Source organism: Bradyrhizobium sp., assembly GCF_027307225.1.
Taxonomy (GTDB): Bacteria; Pseudomonadota; Alphaproteobacteria; order Rhizobiales; family Xanthobacteraceae; genus Bradyrhizobium.
The window spans coordinates 1-19,833 of record NZ_DAHUXJ010000066.1 but is presented as its reverse complement, the minus strand read 5'-3'; the positions used below and the strand labels follow the sequence as shown (position 1 = coordinate 19,833).

Annotated in this window: 19 protein-coding genes; 4 read left to right on the top strand and 15 right to left on the bottom strand. The window is 61.7% G+C overall.

Going from position 1 to position 19,833, the window contains the following annotated elements; translation table 11 throughout:
• Positions 1-15: 15 nt before the first annotated feature.
• From M6D32_RS11170 to M6D32_RS11155, 4 genes are all read right to left on the bottom strand, one after another.
• Positions 16-1,209, bottom strand: coding sequence for an efflux RND transporter periplasmic adaptor subunit (locus tag M6D32_RS11170; RefSeq protein WP_298255964.1), 1,194 nt, complete (start codon positions 1,207-1,209; stop codon positions 16-18).
• Between the two features lie 2 nt (positions 1,210-1,211).
• The gene (locus tag M6D32_RS11165; protein WP_298255963.1) at positions 1,212-1,913 is read right to left on the bottom strand and encodes a TetR/AcrR family transcriptional regulator; all 702 of its coding nucleotides are present in this window, start codon (positions 1,911-1,913) and stop codon (positions 1,212-1,214) included.
• Between the two features lie 111 nt (positions 1,914-2,024).
• Positions 2,025-2,615, bottom strand: a complete 591-nt coding sequence (locus M6D32_RS11160; RefSeq protein ID WP_298255962.1) for a thiamine pyrophosphate-dependent enzyme — start codon at positions 2,613-2,615, stop codon at positions 2,025-2,027.
• Positions 2,612-3,157, bottom strand: coding sequence for a phosphonopyruvate decarboxylase (locus M6D32_RS11155; protein ID WP_298255961.1), 546 nt, complete (start codon positions 3,155-3,157; stop codon positions 2,612-2,614). Before M6D32_RS11155 ends, M6D32_RS11160 begins: the two co-directional genes overlap by 4 nt.
• 106 nt (positions 3,158-3,263) lie before the next feature.
• Here M6D32_RS11155 and M6D32_RS11150 point away from each other — a divergent pair, with 106 nt between their 5' ends.
• Together M6D32_RS11150 and M6D32_RS11145 are read left to right on the top strand one after the other, a co-directional pair.
• Positions 3,264-4,493, top strand: a complete 1,230-nt coding sequence (locus M6D32_RS11150; RefSeq protein WP_298255960.1) for a cytochrome P450 — start codon at positions 3,264-3,266, stop codon at positions 4,491-4,493.
• Positions 4,494-4,595: 102 nt separating this feature from the next.
• Positions 4,596-6,092 carry a hypothetical protein gene (locus M6D32_RS11145; RefSeq protein ID WP_298255959.1) on the top strand — a complete coding sequence of 499 codons (1,497 nt, stop codon included), beginning with the start codon at positions 4,596-4,598 and terminating at the stop codon, positions 6,090-6,092.
• Positions 6,093-6,127: 35 nt separating this feature from the next.
• Here M6D32_RS11145 and M6D32_RS11140 read toward each other — a convergent pair whose 3' ends face one another.
• From M6D32_RS11140 to M6D32_RS11100, 9 genes are all read right to left on the bottom strand, one after another.
• On the bottom strand, positions 6,128-6,445 hold the full coding sequence (locus M6D32_RS11140) for an antibiotic biosynthesis monooxygenase (protein ID WP_298255958.1): 318 nt from the start codon (positions 6,443-6,445) through the stop codon (positions 6,128-6,130).
• A gap of 83 nt (positions 6,446-6,528) precedes the next feature.
• Positions 6,529-7,392 carry a sugar phosphate isomerase/epimerase family protein gene (locus M6D32_RS11135; RefSeq protein ID WP_298255957.1) on the bottom strand — a complete coding sequence of 288 codons (864 nt, stop codon included), beginning with the start codon at positions 7,390-7,392 and terminating at the stop codon, positions 6,529-6,531.
• Positions 7,392-8,585: a dihydrodipicolinate synthase family protein gene (locus M6D32_RS11130; protein ID WP_298255956.1), complete on the bottom strand. Its 1,194-nt coding sequence runs from the start codon at positions 8,583-8,585 to the stop codon at positions 7,392-7,394. The genes M6D32_RS11135 and M6D32_RS11130 overlap by 1 nt, the downstream gene beginning before the upstream one ends.
• A gap of 15 nt (positions 8,586-8,600) precedes the next feature.
• Positions 8,601-9,752: a Gfo/Idh/MocA family oxidoreductase gene (locus M6D32_RS11125; protein ID WP_298255955.1), complete on the bottom strand. Its 1,152-nt coding sequence runs from the start codon at positions 9,750-9,752 to the stop codon at positions 8,601-8,603.
• Positions 9,749-11,152, bottom strand: coding sequence for a hypothetical protein (locus M6D32_RS11120; RefSeq protein ID WP_298255954.1), 1,404 nt, complete (start codon positions 11,150-11,152; stop codon positions 9,749-9,751). The genes M6D32_RS11125 and M6D32_RS11120 overlap by 4 nt, the downstream gene beginning before the upstream one ends.
• A 12-nt stretch (positions 11,153-11,164) precedes the next feature.
• Positions 11,165-12,013: an ABC transporter ATP-binding protein gene (locus M6D32_RS11115; protein ID WP_298255953.1), complete on the bottom strand. Its 849-nt coding sequence runs from the start codon at positions 12,011-12,013 to the stop codon at positions 11,165-11,167.
• Positions 12,014-12,163: 150 nt separating this feature from the next.
• Positions 12,164-13,144: an ABC transporter substrate-binding protein gene (locus tag M6D32_RS11110; protein ID WP_298255952.1), complete on the bottom strand. Its 981-nt coding sequence runs from the start codon at positions 13,142-13,144 to the stop codon at positions 12,164-12,166.
• Positions 13,145-13,207: 63 nt separating this feature from the next.
• Positions 13,208-14,017: an ABC transporter permease gene (locus tag M6D32_RS11105; RefSeq protein ID WP_298255951.1), complete on the bottom strand. Its 810-nt coding sequence runs from the start codon at positions 14,015-14,017 to the stop codon at positions 13,208-13,210.
• Positions 14,018-14,163: 146 nt separating this feature from the next.
• Positions 14,164-14,871, bottom strand: coding sequence for a TetR/AcrR family transcriptional regulator (locus tag M6D32_RS11100; protein WP_298255950.1), 708 nt, complete (start codon positions 14,869-14,871; stop codon positions 14,164-14,166).
• 310 nt (positions 14,872-15,181) lie between these two features.
• Between M6D32_RS11100 and M6D32_RS11095 the strand changes: the two genes are divergently transcribed.
• Positions 15,182-16,093 (top strand): sugar kinase, encoded by a 912-nt coding sequence (locus M6D32_RS11095; RefSeq protein WP_298255949.1) that lies wholly within the window; start codon positions 15,182-15,184, stop codon positions 16,091-16,093.
• Between the two features lie 14 nt (positions 16,094-16,107).
• On the opposite strand, the gene M6D32_RS11090 is transcribed toward M6D32_RS11095, so the two are convergent.
• A complete protein-coding gene (locus tag M6D32_RS11090; protein WP_298255948.1) occupies positions 16,108-17,328 on the bottom strand; it encodes an FAD-dependent oxidoreductase in 1,221 nt (406 codons plus the stop codon).
• Between the two features lie 5 nt (positions 17,329-17,333).
• Positions 17,334-18,521 carry a cytochrome P450 gene (locus M6D32_RS11085; RefSeq protein WP_298256038.1) on the bottom strand — a complete coding sequence of 396 codons (1,188 nt, stop codon included), beginning with the start codon at positions 18,519-18,521 and terminating at the stop codon, positions 17,334-17,336.
• Positions 18,522-18,823: 302 nt separating this feature from the next.
• Between M6D32_RS11085 and M6D32_RS11080 the strand changes: the two genes are divergently transcribed.
• A complete protein-coding gene (locus tag M6D32_RS11080) occupies positions 18,824-19,618 on the top strand; it encodes an enoyl-CoA hydratase-related protein (protein ID WP_298255947.1) in 795 nt (264 codons plus the stop codon).
• The last annotated feature ends 215 nt before the right edge of the window (positions 19,619-19,833 follow it).

Below are 19,833 nucleotides of genomic sequence, written 5' to 3'. Positions count from 1 at the left end.
CGCGATCAACAGCGATCAGTAGCGCGGCAGCTTTGCCGGAATCGGCGGTGGCGGATCGGTCGAGATTGCGACGGCTGCGCCGGATTGCAGCTTGTTCTGACCGACCGCGACGACACGATCGCCAGGCTTGAGGCCTTCGACGATCTCGGCGCGCCCGTCGATGCGGTCCCCGGTCCGCACGAAGGTACGCACCGCGGTCAGGCTGGTTTTGCCGTCATCGCCCTTTTTCTCGGTGATGAGGAACACGGAGTCGCCGTAGAGCGTATAGTCGACCGCGGTCTCGGCCACGGTGATGACCGGCGGCTTGTCCGGCAACACCACCGTCGTGGTCGTGAACATGCCGGGCTTGAGGATGCGGTCAGGGTTGGCAATCGTGGCCTGAACGCGGATGTTGCGGGTATCGGCCAGTATCTGCGGCTCGATCGTGGTGATCTTGCCGTCGAAGGTCCGGCCGGGATAGGCGTCAACCGAGATGCGCACGGTCTGGCCGACCTGAAGCGCGCCGCTTGCCTTCTCCGGCACGGTGAAGTTGGCATAGAGCATCGACGGATCGGTCAGCGTGACGATCTGGGTTCCGGCGCTGAGATATTGTCCGACTTCGACACGGCGGACGCCGAGTTCGCCGTCGAACGGCGCGCGCACGAGCTTTTGCGAAATCAGCGCTTCGGTCTTGGCAATACCGGCAACGGCCTGATCATAGGTCGCCTGCGCGGCATCGGCGGTCGATTGCGGCCCGAACTGGCGCGCTGCCAGCTGCTTGGCACGATCAAGCGCGAGCTGAGCGCCGGTCGCCTGCGCCTTGAAGCTGGCCAGATCGCCCTGCTCGGGACCGTCGAACAACTGCAGCAGCGGGCTTCCAGCCTTCACCGAAGCGCCGGCCGTGAACATGATGTCAGTGATGCGGCCCGAGACATCGGAGGTGACGTTCACCTGATGCACGGCGGCGAGATCGCCCACCGCCGTGATCAGATTGGGGACCACCTCGGACTTCGCCTGGACCACCGTCACCACGGTCGGAGGCGGCTTGTTGTGGGCGAAGAACTGCTTGATCATCTCGGCCCGGAAGTGATTGAACCAGACGAGACCGCCGACGAGGACAGCCAGCACGCAGCCGACAATCACGAACCACCGTCCCATCCGCACCGGACGCGAATGCGGCTTCTCTCCGATCGGCTTCCCCGAGATATGGCCTTCGGTCACAACGTTCATGTTCATGCACTTTCTGCAATCACCGGCTGCCCGGAATCCCAGGCAAGGTCGCGGTCGAGGTAGTTGGCAATCGCGGCTTCATTCAAGCCGATGCCGCGGAGGATAAATTCGCAGAGCTGCCGCTCGAAATCGGTACCGTCGCCGAAAGCAAGGCAAGGCACGACAGGCAGGCGCGTCAGAGTTACCATCAGTAACGTGTGATGGGCAAACCAGAACAGATTCATGGGCTCGCGCCCGATCCGTCTGGCGTCTCCCGCCTCGATGGCCCGACTGAGTGAGACATCGAAGATCGGGCCGATCAATCCGCCGACCTTCTCGTAAATCAGCCGCGCAAATTCGCCGTCGTCGAGGTGGCTCGCCATCATGAGGCGAAATCGCTGAGCCTCCTGCTGGTCGGGCAAGGCGTGCACCTCGTCGAAATGGCGAACCATTCCGCGGATCAGGATGACGAGCGTCCCCGTCGAGGGCTCGAGCTCGAGCAGGCGATGCAGCGCCGGATCGGCCGCGCACTCTTCTGCAAGGATTTCCGCATACAGCGCCGATTTGGTCGGAAAATGCTTGAACAGCAGCGCTTCGGAAATGGAGGCCGCCGCAGCCACGCTCTTGGTCGTCGTGCCTGCAAAGCCGTGGCGCGCAAAGCAACGCTTTGCGGCGCCCAGGATCAATTGCCGACGCAAATCGCTGGTCATGCGAAGGGTGCTCATCGTTGTGAGTAAGCACTCACCTTTAACCAAAAGTCAAGGAATTTGCTGCGGCGCAAAATTACCCTGGCGGAGCCTGAAGTTGCGTTAGCTACCGCCGGTTGTTGGCCGGCGTTAGATCGGACTAAATCCGAGCGCGCCCCGTATCCGGTTCACGATGAAGGTGCCATCGCGGTTGGCCAGCACCCGCTCCAGATTGGCGCTGTCGATCTTGATGCTGGCAAAGCGCGGCCCGGCCGTAAGGTCCTGCATGGAGGCGGCGAATGCCTTGATCTCGGCGAGCGTCGCCATGGCGCGGGAATCGCTGATGCCACAGGCCTTGGCCACGCCGACGAGGTCGGTGTTCGCGCCGGTGTGGCTCGCCTGCCCGCCGGTCTCGCCATAGACCTCGTTGTCCAGCACGATGATGGAGAGGTTTTTCGGCTGCTGCAGGCCGACGGTGGCGAGACTTCCCATTCCCATCAGCATCTCGCCGTCGCCCGTGATCACGACAACCGGCAGTGTGGGCTGCGCGAGCGCAATGCCGAGGGCGATCATCACCGCGCCGCCCATCGCACCCCACAGATAGAAGTTGCGGTCGTGATCGCCGGCTGCCGCAATGTCGTAGGTCGAGGCGCCGAGACCGCCGATGACGACCGCGTCCTTGCGCCCCTCAAGCAGGGCCGATACGACGCTGCGGCGTTCGAGAAGATTTGCCTTGCTCATTTCACGAACACCTTTGCGCCGATCAAACGTTGCGACAACAGAACGGCCGTCGGCGTGCAGGCATTGTAGGCCTGGCCGGCCGCAGCCTCGACCACGTCCCTCACCTCGCCAGCATGCGAGGCGCGCAAGACCTTGATGCCGGATAGTTCGAACACGCCCGCGGTGGTCGAGCCCATCGGCACCTGCCACGGATTGAACTCGCCCCATTCGCCGCGCATCGTCACCAGCGTCAGGAACGGAAAGCGGAAGATTTGCGTCAGCGAGAACATGTTGATGCAATTACCGACCCCGCTCGACTGCATCAACAAAACGCCCCTCTGACCGCCGGTCCAGGCGCCAGCGAGCAATGCGACGCCCTCCTCTTCCGTCGTCAGCGGTACCGCCCGCATGGAACGCTCGCCAAGCACGCGCTCTATCAATTGCGAATGACCGGCATCCGGCACGTAAGGCACCTGGCGGACATCGAAGCGCTGCAAAATCTCGAAAATATCCTCCGGCCAGGAGGGTTCGACCTCGGCCGGCGCGTCGCTACGGGCATGCATCTTCATTTCCTCAAGGAATGACTCGACCGCCGACTTTAGAGGGACTTTCGCTTTTCGAAAGATCGAAAATGGCATATCGATGCTCCCTCAAGAGATGGCAGCATGAATGCGAACGAACGAGAGAGCTAACACCGCACTGGCAGAGCGTTTCGATCTCGAGAACCTGACGCCCGAGTTCTACGCGGATCCGTATCCGACCTATCGTGCACTGCGGGAGCACGCGCCTGTCAAGCGCATGGCCAACGGGTCTTATTTCCTGACCCGCTATGACGATTTGCTCACCGCCTACAAGAACACCCGCACTTTCTCTTCTGACAAGAAAAAGGAGTTCGCGCCGAAATACGGAACCTCCCCGCTCTACGACCATCACACCACAAGCCTCGTGTTCAACGATCCGCCTGCCCACACGAGGGTGCGGCGGCTGATTACAGGCGCGCTGTCGCCCCGCGCAATCGCCGCGATGGAGCCCGGCTTGAGACGGCTCGTCGATCGCCTACTCGACGAAGTGGGGCGCAAGGGCGAGTTCGATCTGATCGCGGATTTCGCCACCGCGATCCCAATCGAGGTGATCGGCAATCTGCTCGACGTGCCGCAGGGCGAACGCGGGCCGCTTCGCGACTGGTCGCTTGCGATCCTCGGTGCGCTGGAGCCGGTGATTGGCCCGGAGGCCTTTGCGCGCGGCAACAACGCGGTCAAGGAATTCCTGGCCTATCTCGAAACGCTGGTGGCGCGGCGGCGTACCAAACCGGGCGATCCCGAGCGTGACGTGCTGACCAAGCTGATCCAGGGCGAAACCAACGGCGAGCGTCTCACCGAGAAAGAGCTTCTGCACAATTGCATTTTCCTCCTCAATGCCGGCCACGAGACCACCACCAATCTGATCGGCAACGGACTCGTGACGCTCATTCATCATCCTTCGGAAAAAGCGCGGCTGATCGAAAGCCCGGCTTTGATCAAAACTGCCGTCGAGGAAATGCTCCGCTATGAGAGTTCCAACCAGCTCGGCAACCGCATCACGACCGAACCAGTCGAACTAGGCGGCATCAAACTTCAGCCCGGCACATCCGTCACGCTTTGCATCGGTGCCGCCAACCGCGACGAAAGACAGTTCGAAAACGCCGAAGCCTTCGATGTGGGCCGCACGCCGAACCGGCATGTCGCCTTTGCCACCGGCGCGCATCAATGCGCCGGCATGACGCTGGCGCGGCTCGAGGGCGCGGTCGCGATCTCCGGGTTTCTGGCGCGGTTTCCGCGCTACGCGCTGAACGGGCTAGCCGTACGCGGCGGCCGCGTCCGCTTCCGCGGATTTTTGAGCGTACCCTGCGTCATCAATTGAGACGCTCGAACTGCCAAGCTCGAATTGACAGCGGACCCAAACCCGGCGAGGATTTTCACCGATAACAAGAACGCCAACAACGAAAACAAAAGAGCTTGTGGGATGAAAAACGCATCAAAATTCATAGCTCTCGTTTCTTGCCTGCTTGCAGCTGCCCTGATCACACCGGCATGGGCCGACGACGTGAGCCCACTTAACGGAGGCACCATCGTCGATCACCTGCAAAAGCAGACCGGCGTCTATGACCGCTCGACCGCGGGCAAGACGCCTGAATTTGTTGTCGATCCGACCTGGCCGCAGCCACTGCCGCATAGCTGGCTGCTTGGTCAAATCGGCGGGCTCTATGTCGATCATCATGATCATATTTGGGTGTATCAGCGACCGCGCACGCTCACCGATGATGAAGTGGGCCTCGACGGCCCGCTATCCGGCGCGACCGATGCCAAGGGCCAGCCGGCGAACGGCCTTGGCTTTGCACGCACAGGCGGCTTTGGCGCCGATTGCTGCCGCGCCGCGCCCTCGGTGATTGAATTCGACGCGGGTGGCAAATTGCTACGCGCCTGGGGTGGCCCGGCTGATCCCGGCTTCATCGGCGGCAAATGCAAGGCGGAAGCCGGCTGCATCTGGCCCAATGTCGAGCACGGCATCTATGTCGACCAGAAGGACAACGTCTGGCTCGCCGGTAATTCCCCAGCACACAAGCCGGGCGACAAGGAGATTCCCTGGACCACCAACAAGGGCGGCGGCGACGGCTTCGTCCTGAAGTTCGACCAGGACGGCAATTTCAAGATGCGGATCGGCGGCACGCCTCTGGCGCCCGACAGCAACAGCAAGGACGGCGGCCTCAATGGGACGCCCCAACTCTATCGTCCTGCGGACATGGTGCTCGACCCCAAGACCAATCGCCTCTATGTCGCCGATGGCTACGCCAACCGGCGCGTGCTGATCGTTGATGCCGATACCGGCAAATATATCGGCCACTTCGGCGCTTATGGAAACAACCCGGTCGACGACGCGGCCGCAGCCGCTGCCGGCACATGGCCGCAAGCCTCCGCGAAAGGCGAGACCAAGCCGGCGTTCTTCCGCAATCCCGTGCATTGCGTGAAGATCGCCGATGACGGCAAAATTTATGTCTGCGATCGCGGCAATGACCGCATCCAGGTGTTCGACAGCAAGGATCCGAACCTCGGCAAGGAGTGCAGCAATCCGAACGGCGAAACCGGCAAATGCGGCTTCGTGGCCGAGCGTTTCATTAGCCCGAAAACCTATACCCAGCCGATTATGCCCGGCACGGCCGTATCGATGAACTTCTCGCCCGACAAGACGCAAAGCTGCCTTTATGTCGGCGACAACACCAACCAGACGATCTATATCCTCGACCGTGACAATCTCGAACAACTTGGGCGGCTTGGGCATGGCGGCCGGATGGCCGGCGACTTCCACTGGCTGCATCAGGTGAGCCTCGACAGCCAGGGAAATATCTATACCGGCGAAGTCGACACCGGAAAGCGCGTGCAGAAATTCGTGCGTTACGGCGCTAGCGGCTGTAGCGGCACGGGCACCGCCGCTATCGGCGGCGAAGCGACGGAAAGGAAATAGCCGATCAGACTGTGTCGCGTAGCGCGGCCAGAATCCTACGCGTGCTTGAATGGCCCGATCTCGCGGATCACCTTGCAGATTTGCAGGTAGCCGCTGGCGTAGAATTCCGCATGCCCACGCTTCATGGTTTCGACATGTTCGGGGTGACTGCGCCAGGCTTCCAGGGCTTCCTCCGAGGCAAAGCGAAACACATCAATCTCTTCGCCATCGTCGGCCTTGAATGACTTGACCGATATAAAGCCGGGAAGCTGGCTGACGATACCGTACATGCGCTCGCCCAGACGGCCGTATTCATCGACGGCAGCACCTTCCCGCAGCTTCAGATGGCCAACGACAATCACTTCGCCGATCATTTGCTATCCTTCCAATCGAACCAGAGACCCAGCGCCTGAACGGCGCGCGCCATCCTACCAGTTCGATTCCAGGAACGCGTTTGTTACACGACCGTGCGATGCCGCGCGATGCAGGTGCGTAACACCTCATCCATCGGCCGCGCCCACCAATCTTCGGAAAAAATCTCGATTTCCGAATAGCCGACGAACCCTTGCGCCTCGACGGCGCGGCGGAGCGATCTGATATCGATCGTGCCGTCGCCCATCATGCCGCGGTCGTTGAGGATGTCTTTGGTCGGCACCAGCCAGTCGCAGACGTGAAACGCCAGCAGGCGATCCTTGCCGGCGCGCGCGATCTGCGACAGCACCTCTGGATCCCACCAGATGTGGTAAACGTCGAGCGCGACGCCAAGCGCGCCGGTGCGGTTGGGATCGAGGCGGTCGCATATATCGAGCGCCTGCCTGGTCGTATTGACGCAGGCGCGGTCGGCGGCATAGGCCGGGTGCAACGGCTCGATCGCGAGTGGCATTTGCGCGGTCTTCGCGTATTCCATCATCTCGGCGATGGCGTCTTCGACCTGCGCCCGCGCAGTCAGGATATCTTTCGACGGCGCGCTTCCGGGCCGAGAATATTGCGGCAGGCCGCCGACGACGAGCACAATGCAACAGGCGCCAAGCGCCCTCGCCTCGTCGACCGCGCGCCGGTTGTCATCGCGTACCTCGATGCGGCGCGCGGCATCCGAGGTGAACATCCCGCCACGGCAATAGCCGGAAAGTTCAAGACCGGCCTCCCGCACGGCGCGTGCCGCACGATCGAGCCCGACGGCCGCGACCTGGTCGCGCCAGGGATCGATCGCGCGGATACCATGCCGTGCACAGGCTTCGATAATCTGCACCAGGTCGCCCTGCTTGCGGACGGTTGCGGTGTTGAGCGACAACCAGCGATGGTCGACCGAAAAATCCCGCATCACGCCTCAATGCCTTTGAGGGCGAGTGTCGCCTTCATGCGCCGCGCCGCCAGTTCCGGATTGGCCAGGAGTCCCGCCTGATCGGCCAGACGAAACAATTCGGCGAGATGCAGCGTCGAGCGCGTGCTCTCCTGCCCGCCGACCATGGTGAAATGATCCTGATGTCCGTTCAGATAGGCCATGAAGACGATGCCGGTCTTGTAGAACCGCGTCGGCGCCTTGAAGATGTGGCGCGAGAGCGGCAAGGTCGGACCAAGCACGTCGTGGAAGCCTTCTGCGTCGGAGGCAGCCAGCCGCGACAGCGCGTAGGACGCCGCCGGCGCGATCGCGTCGAAAATGCCGAGCAGCGCGTGCGAATAGCCTTGGTCGTCGCCGGCAATCAGTTCGGCATAGTTGAAGTCGTCGCCGGTATACATCTTGATGCTATCGGCGAGGCGCCGGCGCATGTCGATCTCGCGCTGCTTGTCGAGCAGCGAGATCTTGACGCCGTCGACCTTGGCCGCATGGGCATTGATGACGGCAACCGCCGTGTCCATCGCCTTGCCGGGATCGGCCGCTCCCCAATAGCCAGCCAGCGCCGGATCGAACATGTCGCCGAGCCAGTGGATAATCACGGGCTCGCGCACCTGCGACAGCACGCGGCCATACACCTTGGCGTAGTCGTCGGGGCTGCGGGCGATTTTGGCGAGCGCGCGCGAAGCCATCAAAATGATGCGGCCGCCGACTTTCTCGATCGCGGCGATCTGACGCTCATAGGCGCGGATCACGTCGTCGAGGCTTTTGGCGTCTTCTACTGCAAGATGATCGGTCCCGGCACCGGAGAACACCAACGCGTTGCCCCGCGCCTTTGCGGCGCGCACCGAGCGCTGGATCAGTTCGAGCGAGGTCGGCCAATCAAGCCCCATGCCGCGCTGGGCCGTGTCCATCGCCTCCGCGACGCCGAGACCGAGATCCCAGACATGCTCGCGAAACGCGATGGTCTTGTCCCAGTCGACCGCGGCGGTCAGCCAAGGATCGACATCGGCGAGCGGGTTCGACACGACGTGCGCGGCTGAAAACGCCACACGGTTCAACGAACCTTCGAGCTTGGCGGGAAAGCTCCGCGAGGCCGCCAGGCGATAAGTTTCAAGCGAACCATTGGCAGTCGGCAGTTTCAGTGACAATGACGAGGCAGGCATCACCGGCTTGTTCATGACGGCTCTCCTCCTCTAGACCTCGATCGGCGCGACGTCGATCCAGCGCTTCTCGCGCCAGCTCTGCAGCGCGCATTCGGCGAGCTGCACGCCCTTGGCGCCCTCCAGCAGCGTGAACTTGTACGGCGCGTCTTCGCAGACGTGGCGAATGAACATTTCCCACTGTTCCTTGAAACCATTGTCGTAGGTCGCGTTCTCCGGCAGCTTCTGCCAGTCGCCATAGAAATCGTGCAGGCGTTTCTCGTCCGGATTCCACACCGGCCTTGGCGTCATCGGCCGCGCCTGGATCATGCAATCGGTCAGCCCCGCCACCGCCGAGCCGTGGGTGCCGTCGACCTGAAAGGTGACTAGATCGTCACGATAGACGCGCGTCACCCAGCTCATGTTGATGTGCGCGATCACGCCGCCCTTGAGGCGAAACGTCGCGTAAGCGGAGTCGTCCGCGGTTGCCTTGTATTTCTTGTTCTGCTCGTCCCAGCGTTCGGGAATATCGGTGTTGCCGATGCAGACCACGCTTTCGACTTCGCCAAAGAGGTTATCGAGCACGTAGCGCCAGTGGCAAACCATGTCGAGGATGATTCCGCCGCCGTCTTCGCTGCGATAATTCCAGGATGGACGCTGCGCTTCCTGCCAGTCGCCTTCGAACACCCAGTAGCCGAATTCGCCGCGCACCGATAACATGCGTCCGAAGAATCCGGAATCCCGCAGGAAAGCGAGCTTCTTCAAACCCGGCAGGAACAGCTTGTCCTGCACTACGCCGTGCTTGAGGCCCTTGCTGTTGCCGAGTTTCACGATCGCAACCGCTTCTTCGAGATTGGTTGCAGTTGGTTTTTCGCAATAGACGTGCTTGCTGGCATTGAACGCCCGGGTCAGCAAACCCGGGCGCGCCTGCGTGGTCGCAGCATCGAAGAACACCGTGTCTTTCTTGTCCGACAACGCGGCATCGAGGTCAGTGGTCCAGCGTTCCACGTTGAAGCGCTTCGCCAGCGCCTCGATCTTTTCCCGGTTGCGCCCCACCAGGATCGGATCGGGCATCACGCGATCGCCGTTGGAAAGCTTCACGCCACCCTGCTCGCGGATTGCGACGATCGAGCGGATCAGATGCTGATTGAGCCCCATGCGGCCGGTGACACCGTTCATGATCACGCCGAGGCGTTGGGTCGTCATATCGTCTGCTCCTGCAATGTTCTTGCTTTTGGTTGTCGGAAGGCCTGCATGGCCGGCCAGTTCGGATGCACGCCGGCGGCAAAGCCGGGCGCGGTCAGCGATCCCGTCAGAAGATCGCCGTCATGGATAGCAAGCCGCGCCTCGCCGCCGGCGCGGGCATATAGGTCGGGGTGCGCGGCGAGGAATGCCCCGGCTTCGTCGGGTGGCGTATCGGCAAAACCGTCAACATAGTGGTGGCCATTGCGTTCGGCATGGGTGATGCCAATAAGCGCGCCCAGCGCCAGGTCCTGCTGCACGGCAAGGCCGGCCTGACAGGTCAGGTCTTCGCCCGTGACAAAGTATTTTTCGCCACCCGCGCTCCATTTGGCCGCGCGCGTCGCATTGATCACGGACTTATAGATGCCCTTGCACGATTTCGAGGAAATGCCGCGATAACCGAGCGAGCGTGCAGCAACGAAGGCGCCATAGGAATCATCCGCCTCGTCGATGATGAAATCACAGGCCGCGATGTCCTTGAGCGGCGAAGTACGGGTCACCTCGCGCGGCATCGGCTGCTCGATATAAAGAAGCCGGCTTGCGATCGGCGCCAACGCGGCGTCGCGGCGGAGGCGATGGGCGAGGCTGCCAAGATTGTTCAAATCCGAATATTGCTCGTTGGCGTCAAGCGTGACGTGATAGGCATTAGGCCGTTTTGCAAGCTCGCGGCCGATGCGGACGAGCCGCGCAGCGTCGGCGTCCGGGTTTCCGGCCAGTTTGAGCTTGAAATAACGCGCGCCGGAATTTTCGTTTTCGTCGGCGACACCGCCCTCGCCTTCAACCTTGTCGTCGAGGCCGACGGTGTGGCGGACCGCGACGCGGTCGCGGCGGCGGCTTTGCGCCAGGAACAGCGTAATATCGTCGTTGTCCAGGTCAGGCGACAGCCGCGCGGCGACGCCGGCGATATTCGCCGTCATGCCGTCGAAGAAGTTGACGCCCGCGCCGCGCAGCAGCGCATCGAGAATGGCCTTGTCGATCTCGGCCGGGCCGAACATTGCCGCGAGCGGCGGAATATCTTCTCTGGCGCAGGTTTCGATCTGCGCGGCGATCCGGGAGGCGTGATGGCCGAACGCAGTGTCGAAAGCGGAGCCGGTCCGATAGAGATCGCTCGCGATCACCAGCGAGCGTCGCAATTCATCGACGGTCTCGTCAGGTGAAAGGCGCGCGCGCTTGTCGAACCATTTCGGCACCATCATCTCGGCGCTGGCGCCGACCGAGCGGCCCTTGCCTTCGATCTCGATCTCGGCGCGCACGAACAGCTGCGAGGCCGCGTCGATAACCACCGCACCAAAACGGAACGGCCGCGCAAAGCGCACGGCCCGTTCGAAAAGCGTGATATCCCGTACGGCCAGGCGCAGCGGCATCGACCTACACCTCTAATCCAGCGCGATTTGGGTGAAGAAATGCTTCCGGATACGCTGCACCAGTTCCGAGAAGACCGGATCGCTCATCACGTCGAGCGAGCGCGGGCGCGGTAGCGGCACGTCATAGATCGCAGCAATCGCGCCGGGCCGCTCGGTCATGACCAGCACGCGATCGGCAAGGAACACCGCTTCCGGGATCGAATGGGTGATCAGCAGGATGGTCTTGCCGGTCTCGCGCTGGATGCGCATCAATTCGACATTCATGCGCTCGCGGGTCATGGCATCGAGCGCTCCGAACGGTTCGTCCATCAGCACGATCTTGGGGTCATGCACCAGCGCCCGGCAGATCGATGCGCGCTGCTGCATGCCGCCGGAGAGTTGCCAGGGCAGCTTCTTTTCAAAACCTTCGAGCCCGACGAGTTTGAGCAAGGATTTCGCGCGTTGCAAGAACTCCGCGCGCTTCAGCCGCTTCATGTCGATCGGCAACATCACGTTGTTGATGATGTTGCGCCAGGGCAGAAGCAGCGCGTTCTGAAACACGATGCCGACATTGCCATGAGGTTTATCGACTTTCTCGCCCTCGACGAAAATCTCGCCGGCCGATGGCGGCAGAAGACCCGAAATCATTTTCAAGAGCGTGGATTTGCCGCAGCCGGACGGACCGACCACAACAAAAAATTCACCGTCGTTGATGTGAAAATCCAGCGGTTGCAGCGACGGCACGTCGCCGTCGCGCGAGCGATAGGTCTTCGACACGCCCGATAGCCGGATGCCGGGTGTCAGGGTCGCACCGCGATCGGCCACGACACGCAGATGCGCCGCGGACGAATCCGGGCTTGCGGTTTTTTTCGCTGCGTTCATTCAAGGTCCAGTTGGATGCCAGCGATCATCGTTCGAGACGGCTGCTGCGCAGCCTCCTCGGGATGAGGTCGGCGCAAGCGGAAAGATGAGAGACCCTCATGGTGAGGAGCCCCGCGAAGCGGGGCGTCTCGAACCATGAGGCCGCAAAGGTCACTTCGGCAGATACTCATTGGTGTAAAACGCCTTCGGGTTCTCGTTGGCCTTGGCATCGAGCCCGCCATACTCGACCATGAGGCTGACGCTGTCGGCCATGTTCTGATCGGTCACCTGGAATGGCCGCTTGCCCTTCGTTTCCGGCGTGCGGTAGAGCGGGATCGTTAGTTCAAAGCCCTGCGTCAGCGTATCGATCTTGCCGCCCTTTGGGTTGGCATCGAGGATCGATTGCGCCGCGGCCTTGGGGTCCTTTTCAGCGGCTTCCACGGCCTTGGTGGTCGCATCCATGAAGCGCCTGACCACGTCCGGATTCGCTTTGACGTAATCGGTATTGGCGACGAGGCCGGACGACACCATGTTGATGCCGTAGTCGGCGAACTTGATCGGATAGACGTCCTTGCCGGTCGCGTCCTTGATCTTCATCGATTGGTCCATGACGTAGCCGAGCAGAAGATCGGCGCGGCCGTTGATGACGGCCTGGAGCTTGGTCTGGCCATCGCCGGCGACCGTGGTGAAATCGCTTTCCTTCAGGCCGGTCTTCTTCAGGAACAGCGGCCATATCTGGGTCATGGAGTCGGCCGGCGTGATCGCGACGATCTTGCCCTTGATGTCCTCGGGCTTGCGGATGTTCTTCTCGACAAGGCCCATCACCGACATCGGGCTGGTCTGAAGCAGCACGCCGGTTGCGATGATCGGCGCACCCTTGACCGCCGCGCGCATCATGGTCGGCACGTCGACATAGCCGAAATTGGCGGTCTTCGCGGCAACCGCCTGTGTGGTCGCCGCCGAGCCGCGGCCTTCCTGGATCTCGAGATCGATGCCAGCGGCGGCATAGATTCCCTTGGCTTTACCGTAATAGAACGGCGCATGCTCGCCATAGACGTACCAGTTGAGCATCAGCACCACCTTGTCGGCGGCCTGCGCCGGCAGCGTCGTTCCGATCAACAGAGTTGCAAGGGCTGCAACCAAACGCACCATTTCATCCTCCCGGCCGTACTTCTTGAACCGCCCTTCGCGGGCTTTCCTGTTGCTATTAACCGCTCACGCGGCAACGATAATTTCCTCGCGCTGGCTGACGTGCCAGGGCACCACCAGCCGCTCGATGCGGTCGACGATCCAGAACAGGATCACGCCGAGCAGCGCCAGGATCACCAGCGCGGCAAACATCGTCGGCAAGTCGAACGTGCCGATCGAGCGCTGCATGACGTAACCGATGCCGGAATTGGAACCGACGAATTCGCCGACCACCGCTCCAACCACCGCGAGCGTGACCGAAACCTTCAGGCCTGAAAAGATCGCCGGCAAGGCATGCGGCAAATTGACCGCGCGGAAGACGTGAAAGCGGCTGCCCTGCATGGCGCGCGCAAGATCGACCATGTCGGGGTCGACCGATTTGAAGCCCTGCACGGCGGAGACCACGACCGGGAAAAACCCGAGCAAAAAGGCCGAGATGATTTTCGGCAAGATACCGAAGCCGAACCAGACCACGAACAGCGGCGCGATCGCGATCTTCGGCACCGATTGTGAGAACACGAGCAGCGGATAGACGTAGCTCTCCACCGTCTTGGATCCCGCGATCAGCATCGCAACGGGAATGCCGAACAGCGCCGACAACACAAATCCCCAGATCGTGGCATAGGTGGTCGGCCACGATTGCCGTGCGAGTTCAGGCCAATCCTGCCACAGCACTGCGACAACGTCGGCGGGCGCCGGAATTTGATAGGCCGGAATCTTGAACAGGCGGATCGACAGATCCCACGCGATGACGATGAAAATCAGGAACAGAAACGGCCGCACCCAGGCCGCGTTGAGCGCTTTCGACAACCTTGTTGGCGCTTTCGCTTCAGCCAAGTTTTCGCTCCCTCGCAATTCGGCTTTTCGTCTTCGATTTCGGAGGAAATTAACCCGTTGGATAAATACTGTCCAGCAGCTTCCGATGGTATTTTAGGACGGATTTTTGGCTCATCCAGGCACGTAAAAAGAACGAAGAAACCGCGTCAGGCAGGTTGTTCGGCCGGCGCCGACATCCTCGCCGGCTTCTTCCGTGCAAACGCCGCAAGGGATTTGCCGGTCAGCGCCGCCAGCACCAGCGCGATCATGTGGTCGAGCCGCTCATCCCTCGCCTCTTCGGAAAGGAGATCGCGGCCGAAGATCACGCTCAACGTAGCGCTGTTCGACAGGTAGAAGAAGCACAGCGCGGCGATGGAAATGTAAAGCTGCACCGGATCGACCGCGACGACGAAGTCGCCGCTCGCGACGCCGCGACGGACCACCATGCGGATCATCTCGACGAACGGCGAGTGCATCGATTTCACCTTGGTGGAGCGCTTCAGATGCTTCGCCTTGGCGAGGTTCTCGGTGTTGAGCAGCGCCAGGAATTCGGGATTGCTGAGGAAATAATTCCAGGTGAACTCGATCAACCGCCCGATCGCCTTGGGCGGATCGAGATGCTCGAGATTAAGCCCGCGCTCCTCGACCCTGATCTTCTCATAGGCGCCTTCGAGCACGGTGAGATAAAGCTCTTCCTTCTTGCCGACGTGATAGTAGAGCATGCGCTTGTTGGCGCCGGCCTTGGCGGCAATCCGGTCGACCCGCGCGCCGGCAAGGCCCTGCGCGGCGAATTCTTCCTTGGCCGCGTCGAGAATGCGAAGCCGCATCCCTTGCGGGTCACGCTGCCACTTCTGGTTTCGCCGCGTCTTGGCCAACTCGCGCACCTCGCCGAGGCGATGGACTTCCCCGCCTCGCCTGTCGCCTGTAGCACGCAACCACGAGAAAATGAACTGGACCGGACATCGAGGGCTGGGAGTTAGCGGCAACGACGCCGGTTCCCGAACCCCATCCCGTTGATATCGGTTGGGATCAGCGCTAGATGCGTATCGGGCAGCGCGCTGCCCCGATCTCGCGACCCCGCATGGCGTATCTTTACGAATAATTTCAGCGGATAAGCTTGTGGAACCGGTGCTAATCTCGACCGCGGTATGGCCGGGATCGCTCCTCAACCCATGACGGTAATGCATGCAGGCTCTCTTCATCGGACAAACCTACATCGACGTCACCTTCATCACCGACCACATGCCGACCGGCGACGAGAAGCATGTCGCCTCGGCCTATGCGGTCTCGTTCGGGGGCAACGCTGTGACGGCCGCGTTTTGCTGTGCCAAACTCGGCGTCGTGCCGGACCTGATCGCCACCGTCGCCAACGACTGGCTGGGGCGCATGTTCCAGGACATGAGCGCGAAGTACGGCATCTCGATTCATCCGCGCAAGGTCAACACGTCTTCGCTGTCCTTCATCATGCCGAAGGACGGCAAGCGCGCCATCGTGCGCTGCCGCGACGACGAGCACATTCATCCCTTCCCGCATTTGAACCTGAAGGGATGCAGCGCGCTGCACATCGATGGCCATCAGCCGGATGCCGCGATCTACTACGCCAAGCATTGCCGGGAGGCAGGTATCTTGACCTCGCTCGACGGCGGCGGCTTAAGGTCCAACACCCATGAACTGCTGGAATTCATCGATGTCGCAATCGTTGCCGAGCGCCTGTGCGAACAGATGAATCTGGAGCCGCGCGAGATGCTCGATTATCTCAAGAGCCGCGGCTGCCGCATCGGCGGCGTCACCATGGGCGAGCGCGGCCTGTTCTGGTACGACGAAGCAGGAGCAATTCGTACCATGCCTGCGCTGCCGATCTCGGGCGACCGCGTGCTCGACACCAACGGTGCCGGCGACGTATTTCACGGCGCTTACGTGTTTTCGTATCTCAACAGTCCCAGCAAGAGCTGGCACGACCATTTCGAGTTTGCGCGCGCGGCCTCGACGTACAAGATCCAACGACTCGGCAACGAGGCCGGATTGCCGACGCTTGCCGACATCGAAGCTGTCAAGCAGGAGTTTCAGATCGGGCGCAAGAAGGAATTTTGGGATTAGGCATTTCTGGTTCCTCAAGCCAGCGCCGACTTCAGGTCGAAGCCGGGATCGGCGGCCTTTTCCGGCTCGATCGATCGGTTCATGCCGAGAATCTTGCGGCCGAACACATGGTCGGCGGCGCGATTGACCGACTCGATACCTACAAGTTTCCGCTGCTTGTAGCAGAACGCCGAGAACGAGCGCGCTTCGCGATCGCCGCGCTCCACGACCTGGTCATACCCGGTGGTGAGGCCGGCGATCTGAAGCTTGTCATCGCCCTGGTCGCTCCAGAACCACGGCAAGCCGTCATAGATCTTGGTATCTCCCGTCAGCCGCGCCGCCACGCAGCGCGCCTGGTCGGTGGCGTTCTGCACCGACTCAAGCCGGAGCGAACCGCCAAAGCGCGGGCTTTCGAACAGCGCGCAGTCCCCGATCGCCGAAATATTCGGATCGGCGGTCAGAAGATGCTCGTTGACGATGATCCCTGATGCGACCGGCAAGCCAGCCTCCGCCGCGATCTCGACATTGGGCAACACGCCGACGCCGACCACGACGAGGTCGGCCGGAATGCGCCGTCCATCGCTCAGGCTGATACCGGCAAGCTTCTCACCGGCGCTCTCGATGCTGGTCGCCTGAACGCCGAGGTGAATGCGGATACCGGCCGCGGCGTGCCGCTTCTGAAAGTACTCCGAGATTTCGGCGGTGACCGCGCGCGCCATCACCCGCGACCCGAGCTCGATCACATCGACCTCAAGCCCCTTGCCGCGCGCGGTTGCCGCAAATTCCAGACCGATAAAACCGGCACCAATCACCGCGACATGCTTCGCCGAGCCAACCCGCTGCCGCAGCGCCTCGCTTTCGTCAAGGATGCGCAAATATCGAACATCCGCAAGGTTGGCGTTGGGCAAGTCGAGCAGACGATTGCGGGCGCCCGTCGCCAGCACGACGTGGCCATAATCGAGGAATGCGCCGGAAGCGAGCAGCAGCCGTTGCGCCGCGCGGTCAATCGAAACGGCGCGATCGGCGATCAATTCGATCTTCTGGTCCTGATAGAATTTTTCGGGCCGGAACATCAGGCTGTCGGGTTTCCCCTCGCCTTTCAGATACGCTTTGGACAAAGGCGGCCGCTGATACGGCAGATGCGCCTCATCATTGATGAGGCAAATGCGCTCAGCAAAGCCATGCTGACGCAAGGAGGCTGCAACCTGGTAGCCGGCATGGCCGGCACCGACAATCAAAACGGCTTTTTGGGTCATTTCTATCAGACGGTCGTAAGGCGAAGCGGGAGGGTATCGAAGCCACGCAACGTATTATTCAGCCGCCGCTTCGGTTCGGCAGTCAATTCAAACGATTCAACGCGTTTTGCAAGTGCGCCCAGCACCGCCTCCGTCTCCAGCCGCGCCACGGCCTGCCCGACGCAGCCGTGAATGCCGGTGCCGAACGTCATGTGCCCGGCCGCGCGGCGATTGACGTCGAACGTATCCGCCCGTTCCCAGCGGCGGGGGTCGCGGTTGGCGGCTGCCAGAAACAACAGTACCTTCTCGCCCTCGCCCAGTTGTACGCCGCCGACTTCGACCGGCTTCGTGGTGGTGCGGAAGAAGGTCTGAACCGGCGCCTCGAACCGCAGCACTTCTTCAAAGGCGTTGCGGATCAGGTTGGGATTCTGGCGGAGGATTTGCCATTGCTCAGGGTAACGCGCCAGGCAGTAGAGCGCGTTGCCGAGCCCGTAGACGGTCGTGTCGATGCCGGCCGACAGGAACGAGCGCACCAGCATCCCGGCTTCATCTTCGGACAGTTCGCCTGCATCGACGGCGTTAAAAATCTGTATGCCCAGTCCGGCCGGCGCCAGCGCCGCCCGGCTGCATTTCGACATGATCCAATCACGAACCGGGCCGGCATTGGCCATGGCCTGCTGGAAGAGATCATTCCGCGGGCCGAATGAGTTGAACACCATGGTGCCATAAGGAAGCAGGTTCTCGCGGCCGTCTTCGGAGATACCGACCGCATCCGGAAATACCTTTAGCGGATAGGCTTCGGCCAGGTCGGCGACCCCGTCAAATTCGCGCCGCTCGACTAGCCGCGCGATCAGCGCCTCCGCCTCGCGTTCGAACGTCTCACGCAGCACCTTGATCGCCATTGGCGACAGGATGCGCGTCAAGACCGTGCGAGTGCGCGTATGCAAGGGCGGATCGGCTTCGAGGATGATGCTCGGTGGCCGCCACGGCGGTTCCTTGCGGAAATCGCTCAAGCCGACGCCAGCCGACGAACAATAGGTCTGCCAGTCGGTCAACGCGTCGCGGACCTGCTCGTGCCGGGCCATCGTCCAGATGCCGTATTTATCGAGCCACACCACGGGCCCCGCCTCGCGCAGGACCTCATGGTCCGGATAGGGATCGCTGAGGAAGCCGCGCGAAAACGGATCGACGGTCGAAACCGGCCGGCTCAACATTGCCTGAACGCCCACGACGCCTGCTCCCTGTCCGTGTAGTGGATTTGACATTCGCTACCCATCTCGTCGCGGGCTCGTCAAGCGAATGTCAAATCCTAAACTGCACTAGAAACCTATATTTGCTAGTGGTCCTTTGATTCTAACATTCGCAAAGGTCCCCGCTGAGAAGGGATGCGAATGTTAGAATCGGACCACTAGCCGCTTCCGCGCTTTGCCCATATCTTGCAGGCTTCGTGCGGGATTGTCACCACTTCTTGCTTCGATTTAAATGCGGCAATCTCTTGAAACGCGGAGGTTTCCCGATGGCTGCGCCCTTTGACCAGACCGCCGAACCAGCGCTACTCGCAATCGACGGCGCGATTGCGACAATCACCCTCAACCGTCCCGCGAGCTTCAACTCGATCGATCTTGCAATCGCAAAGCGGCTGGAACAAATCTCGGCCGAGGTCGAGGCCTCCGACGAGATCAAGGTGCTGGTGATCGAAGGCGCCGGCCGCGCATTCTGCGCCGGCGGCGATCTCCAGACGATCGGAGCGGCGGCCGCATCGGACACCATCGCCGCCGTCGTCGGCGAAATGCTGCAGCACTACCATGCTTTCATCGCGGCCTTGCAGCGGATGCCCAAGATCGTGCTTTCAAGCGTGCACGGCTCGGCCGCCGGCGCGGGCCTGTCGCTCGCCTTCATGGCCGACCTCTGCATCGCGACCGAGGACGCCCGCTTCACCCCGGCCTATGCCAAGATCGGCGTGTCTCCCGATGGCGGGGGAACGGTCGGGGTCACGGCCGCGGTCGGGCCACGCCGCGCGCTGCAGATCTTTCTCGGCGAGGACAGCTTTTCGGCCGCGCAGGCGATGCAATGGGGCCTGGTCGTCAAGGTCGTGCCTGCAGCGGAATTGAAGGCGGCAACGCGCGAACTCGCGCATCGGCTCGCACAAAATACGCCGGCCGCGATCGCTGCGACCAAGATGCTGGTCCAGCGAGCTTCGGCAAATCCGATCGAGCAACAGCTCGATGCCGAGCGCGACGCCATCATCGACTGCATGCACACCGATGAAGCGCGCGCCGCGATCGAGAAATTCACCCGCAAGGGCAAGTAGCATTTCGCGCGAATCCATTGATATCGACTGGATTGCTTCGTCGCTGCCGCTCCTCGCAATGACGATGATCCCTCTCTGTCCGTAGCGGGTGAAGATGTCGTATTTTTGTAGCTCGTGATCTGTCGCCTTCGTTGTTGAGTTTCGGAGGAGCCGGAAAGCGTGGACGGTTCCGCCAGCCTGGTCATGCCATGGATATTGCTGCCGGGTTAGCCCTC

What these genes read in the sequence shown, in the direction of transcription:
- M6D32_RS11170 (WP_298255964.1), bottom strand. Translation starts at nt 1,209, where the DNA reads ATGAACGTTGTGACCGAAGGCCATATCTCGGGGAAGCCGATCGGAGAG.
- M6D32_RS11165 (WP_298255963.1), bottom strand. Translation starts at nt 1,913, where the DNA reads ATGAGCACCCTTCGCATGACCAGCGATTTGCGTCGGCAATTGATCCTG.
- M6D32_RS11160 (WP_298255962.1), bottom strand. Translation starts at nt 2,615, where the DNA reads ATGAGCAAGGCAAATCTTCTCGAACGCCGCAGCGTCGTATCGGCCCTG.
- M6D32_RS11155 (WP_298255961.1), bottom strand. Translation starts at nt 3,157, where the DNA reads ATGCATGCCCGTAGCGACGCGCCGGCCGAGGTCGAACCCTCCTGGCCG.
- M6D32_RS11150 (WP_298255960.1), top strand. Translation starts at nt 3,264, where the DNA reads ATGCGAACGAACGAGAGAGCTAACACCGCACTGGCAGAGCGTTTCGAT.
- M6D32_RS11145 (WP_298255959.1), top strand. Translation starts at nt 4,596, where the DNA reads ATGAAAAACGCATCAAAATTCATAGCTCTCGTTTCTTGCCTGCTTGCA.
- M6D32_RS11140 (WP_298255958.1), bottom strand. Translation starts at nt 6,445, where the DNA reads ATGATCGGCGAAGTGATTGTCGTTGGCCATCTGAAGCTGCGGGAAGGT.
- M6D32_RS11135 (WP_298255957.1), bottom strand. Translation starts at nt 7,392, where the DNA reads ATGCGGGATTTTTCGGTCGACCATCGCTGGTTGTCGCTCAACACCGCA.
- M6D32_RS11130 (WP_298255956.1), bottom strand. Translation starts at nt 8,585, where the DNA reads ATGAACAAGCCGGTGATGCCTGCCTCGTCATTGTCACTGAAACTGCCG.
- M6D32_RS11125 (WP_298255955.1), bottom strand. Translation starts at nt 9,752, where the DNA reads ATGACGACCCAACGCCTCGGCGTGATCATGAACGGTGTCACCGGCCGC.
- M6D32_RS11120 (WP_298255954.1), bottom strand. Translation starts at nt 11,152, where the DNA reads ATGCCGCTGCGCCTGGCCGTACGGGATATCACGCTTTTCGAACGGGCC.
- M6D32_RS11115 (WP_298255953.1), bottom strand. Translation starts at nt 12,013, where the DNA reads ATGAACGCAGCGAAAAAAACCGCAAGCCCGGATTCGTCCGCGGCGCAT.
- M6D32_RS11110 (WP_298255952.1), bottom strand. Translation starts at nt 13,144, where the DNA reads ATGGTGCGTTTGGTTGCAGCCCTTGCAACTCTGTTGATCGGAACGACG.
- M6D32_RS11095 (WP_298255949.1), top strand. Translation starts at nt 15,182, where the DNA reads ATGCAGGCTCTCTTCATCGGACAAACCTACATCGACGTCACCTTCATC.
- M6D32_RS11090 (WP_298255948.1), bottom strand. Translation starts at nt 17,328, where the DNA reads ATGACCCAAAAAGCCGTTTTGATTGTCGGTGCCGGCCATGCCGGCTAC.
- M6D32_RS11085 (WP_298256038.1), bottom strand. Translation starts at nt 18,521, where the DNA reads ATGTTGAGCCGGCCGGTTTCGACCGTCGATCCGTTTTCGCGCGGCTTC.
- M6D32_RS11080 (WP_298255947.1), top strand. Translation starts at nt 18,824, where the DNA reads ATGGCTGCGCCCTTTGACCAGACCGCCGAACCAGCGCTACTCGCAATC.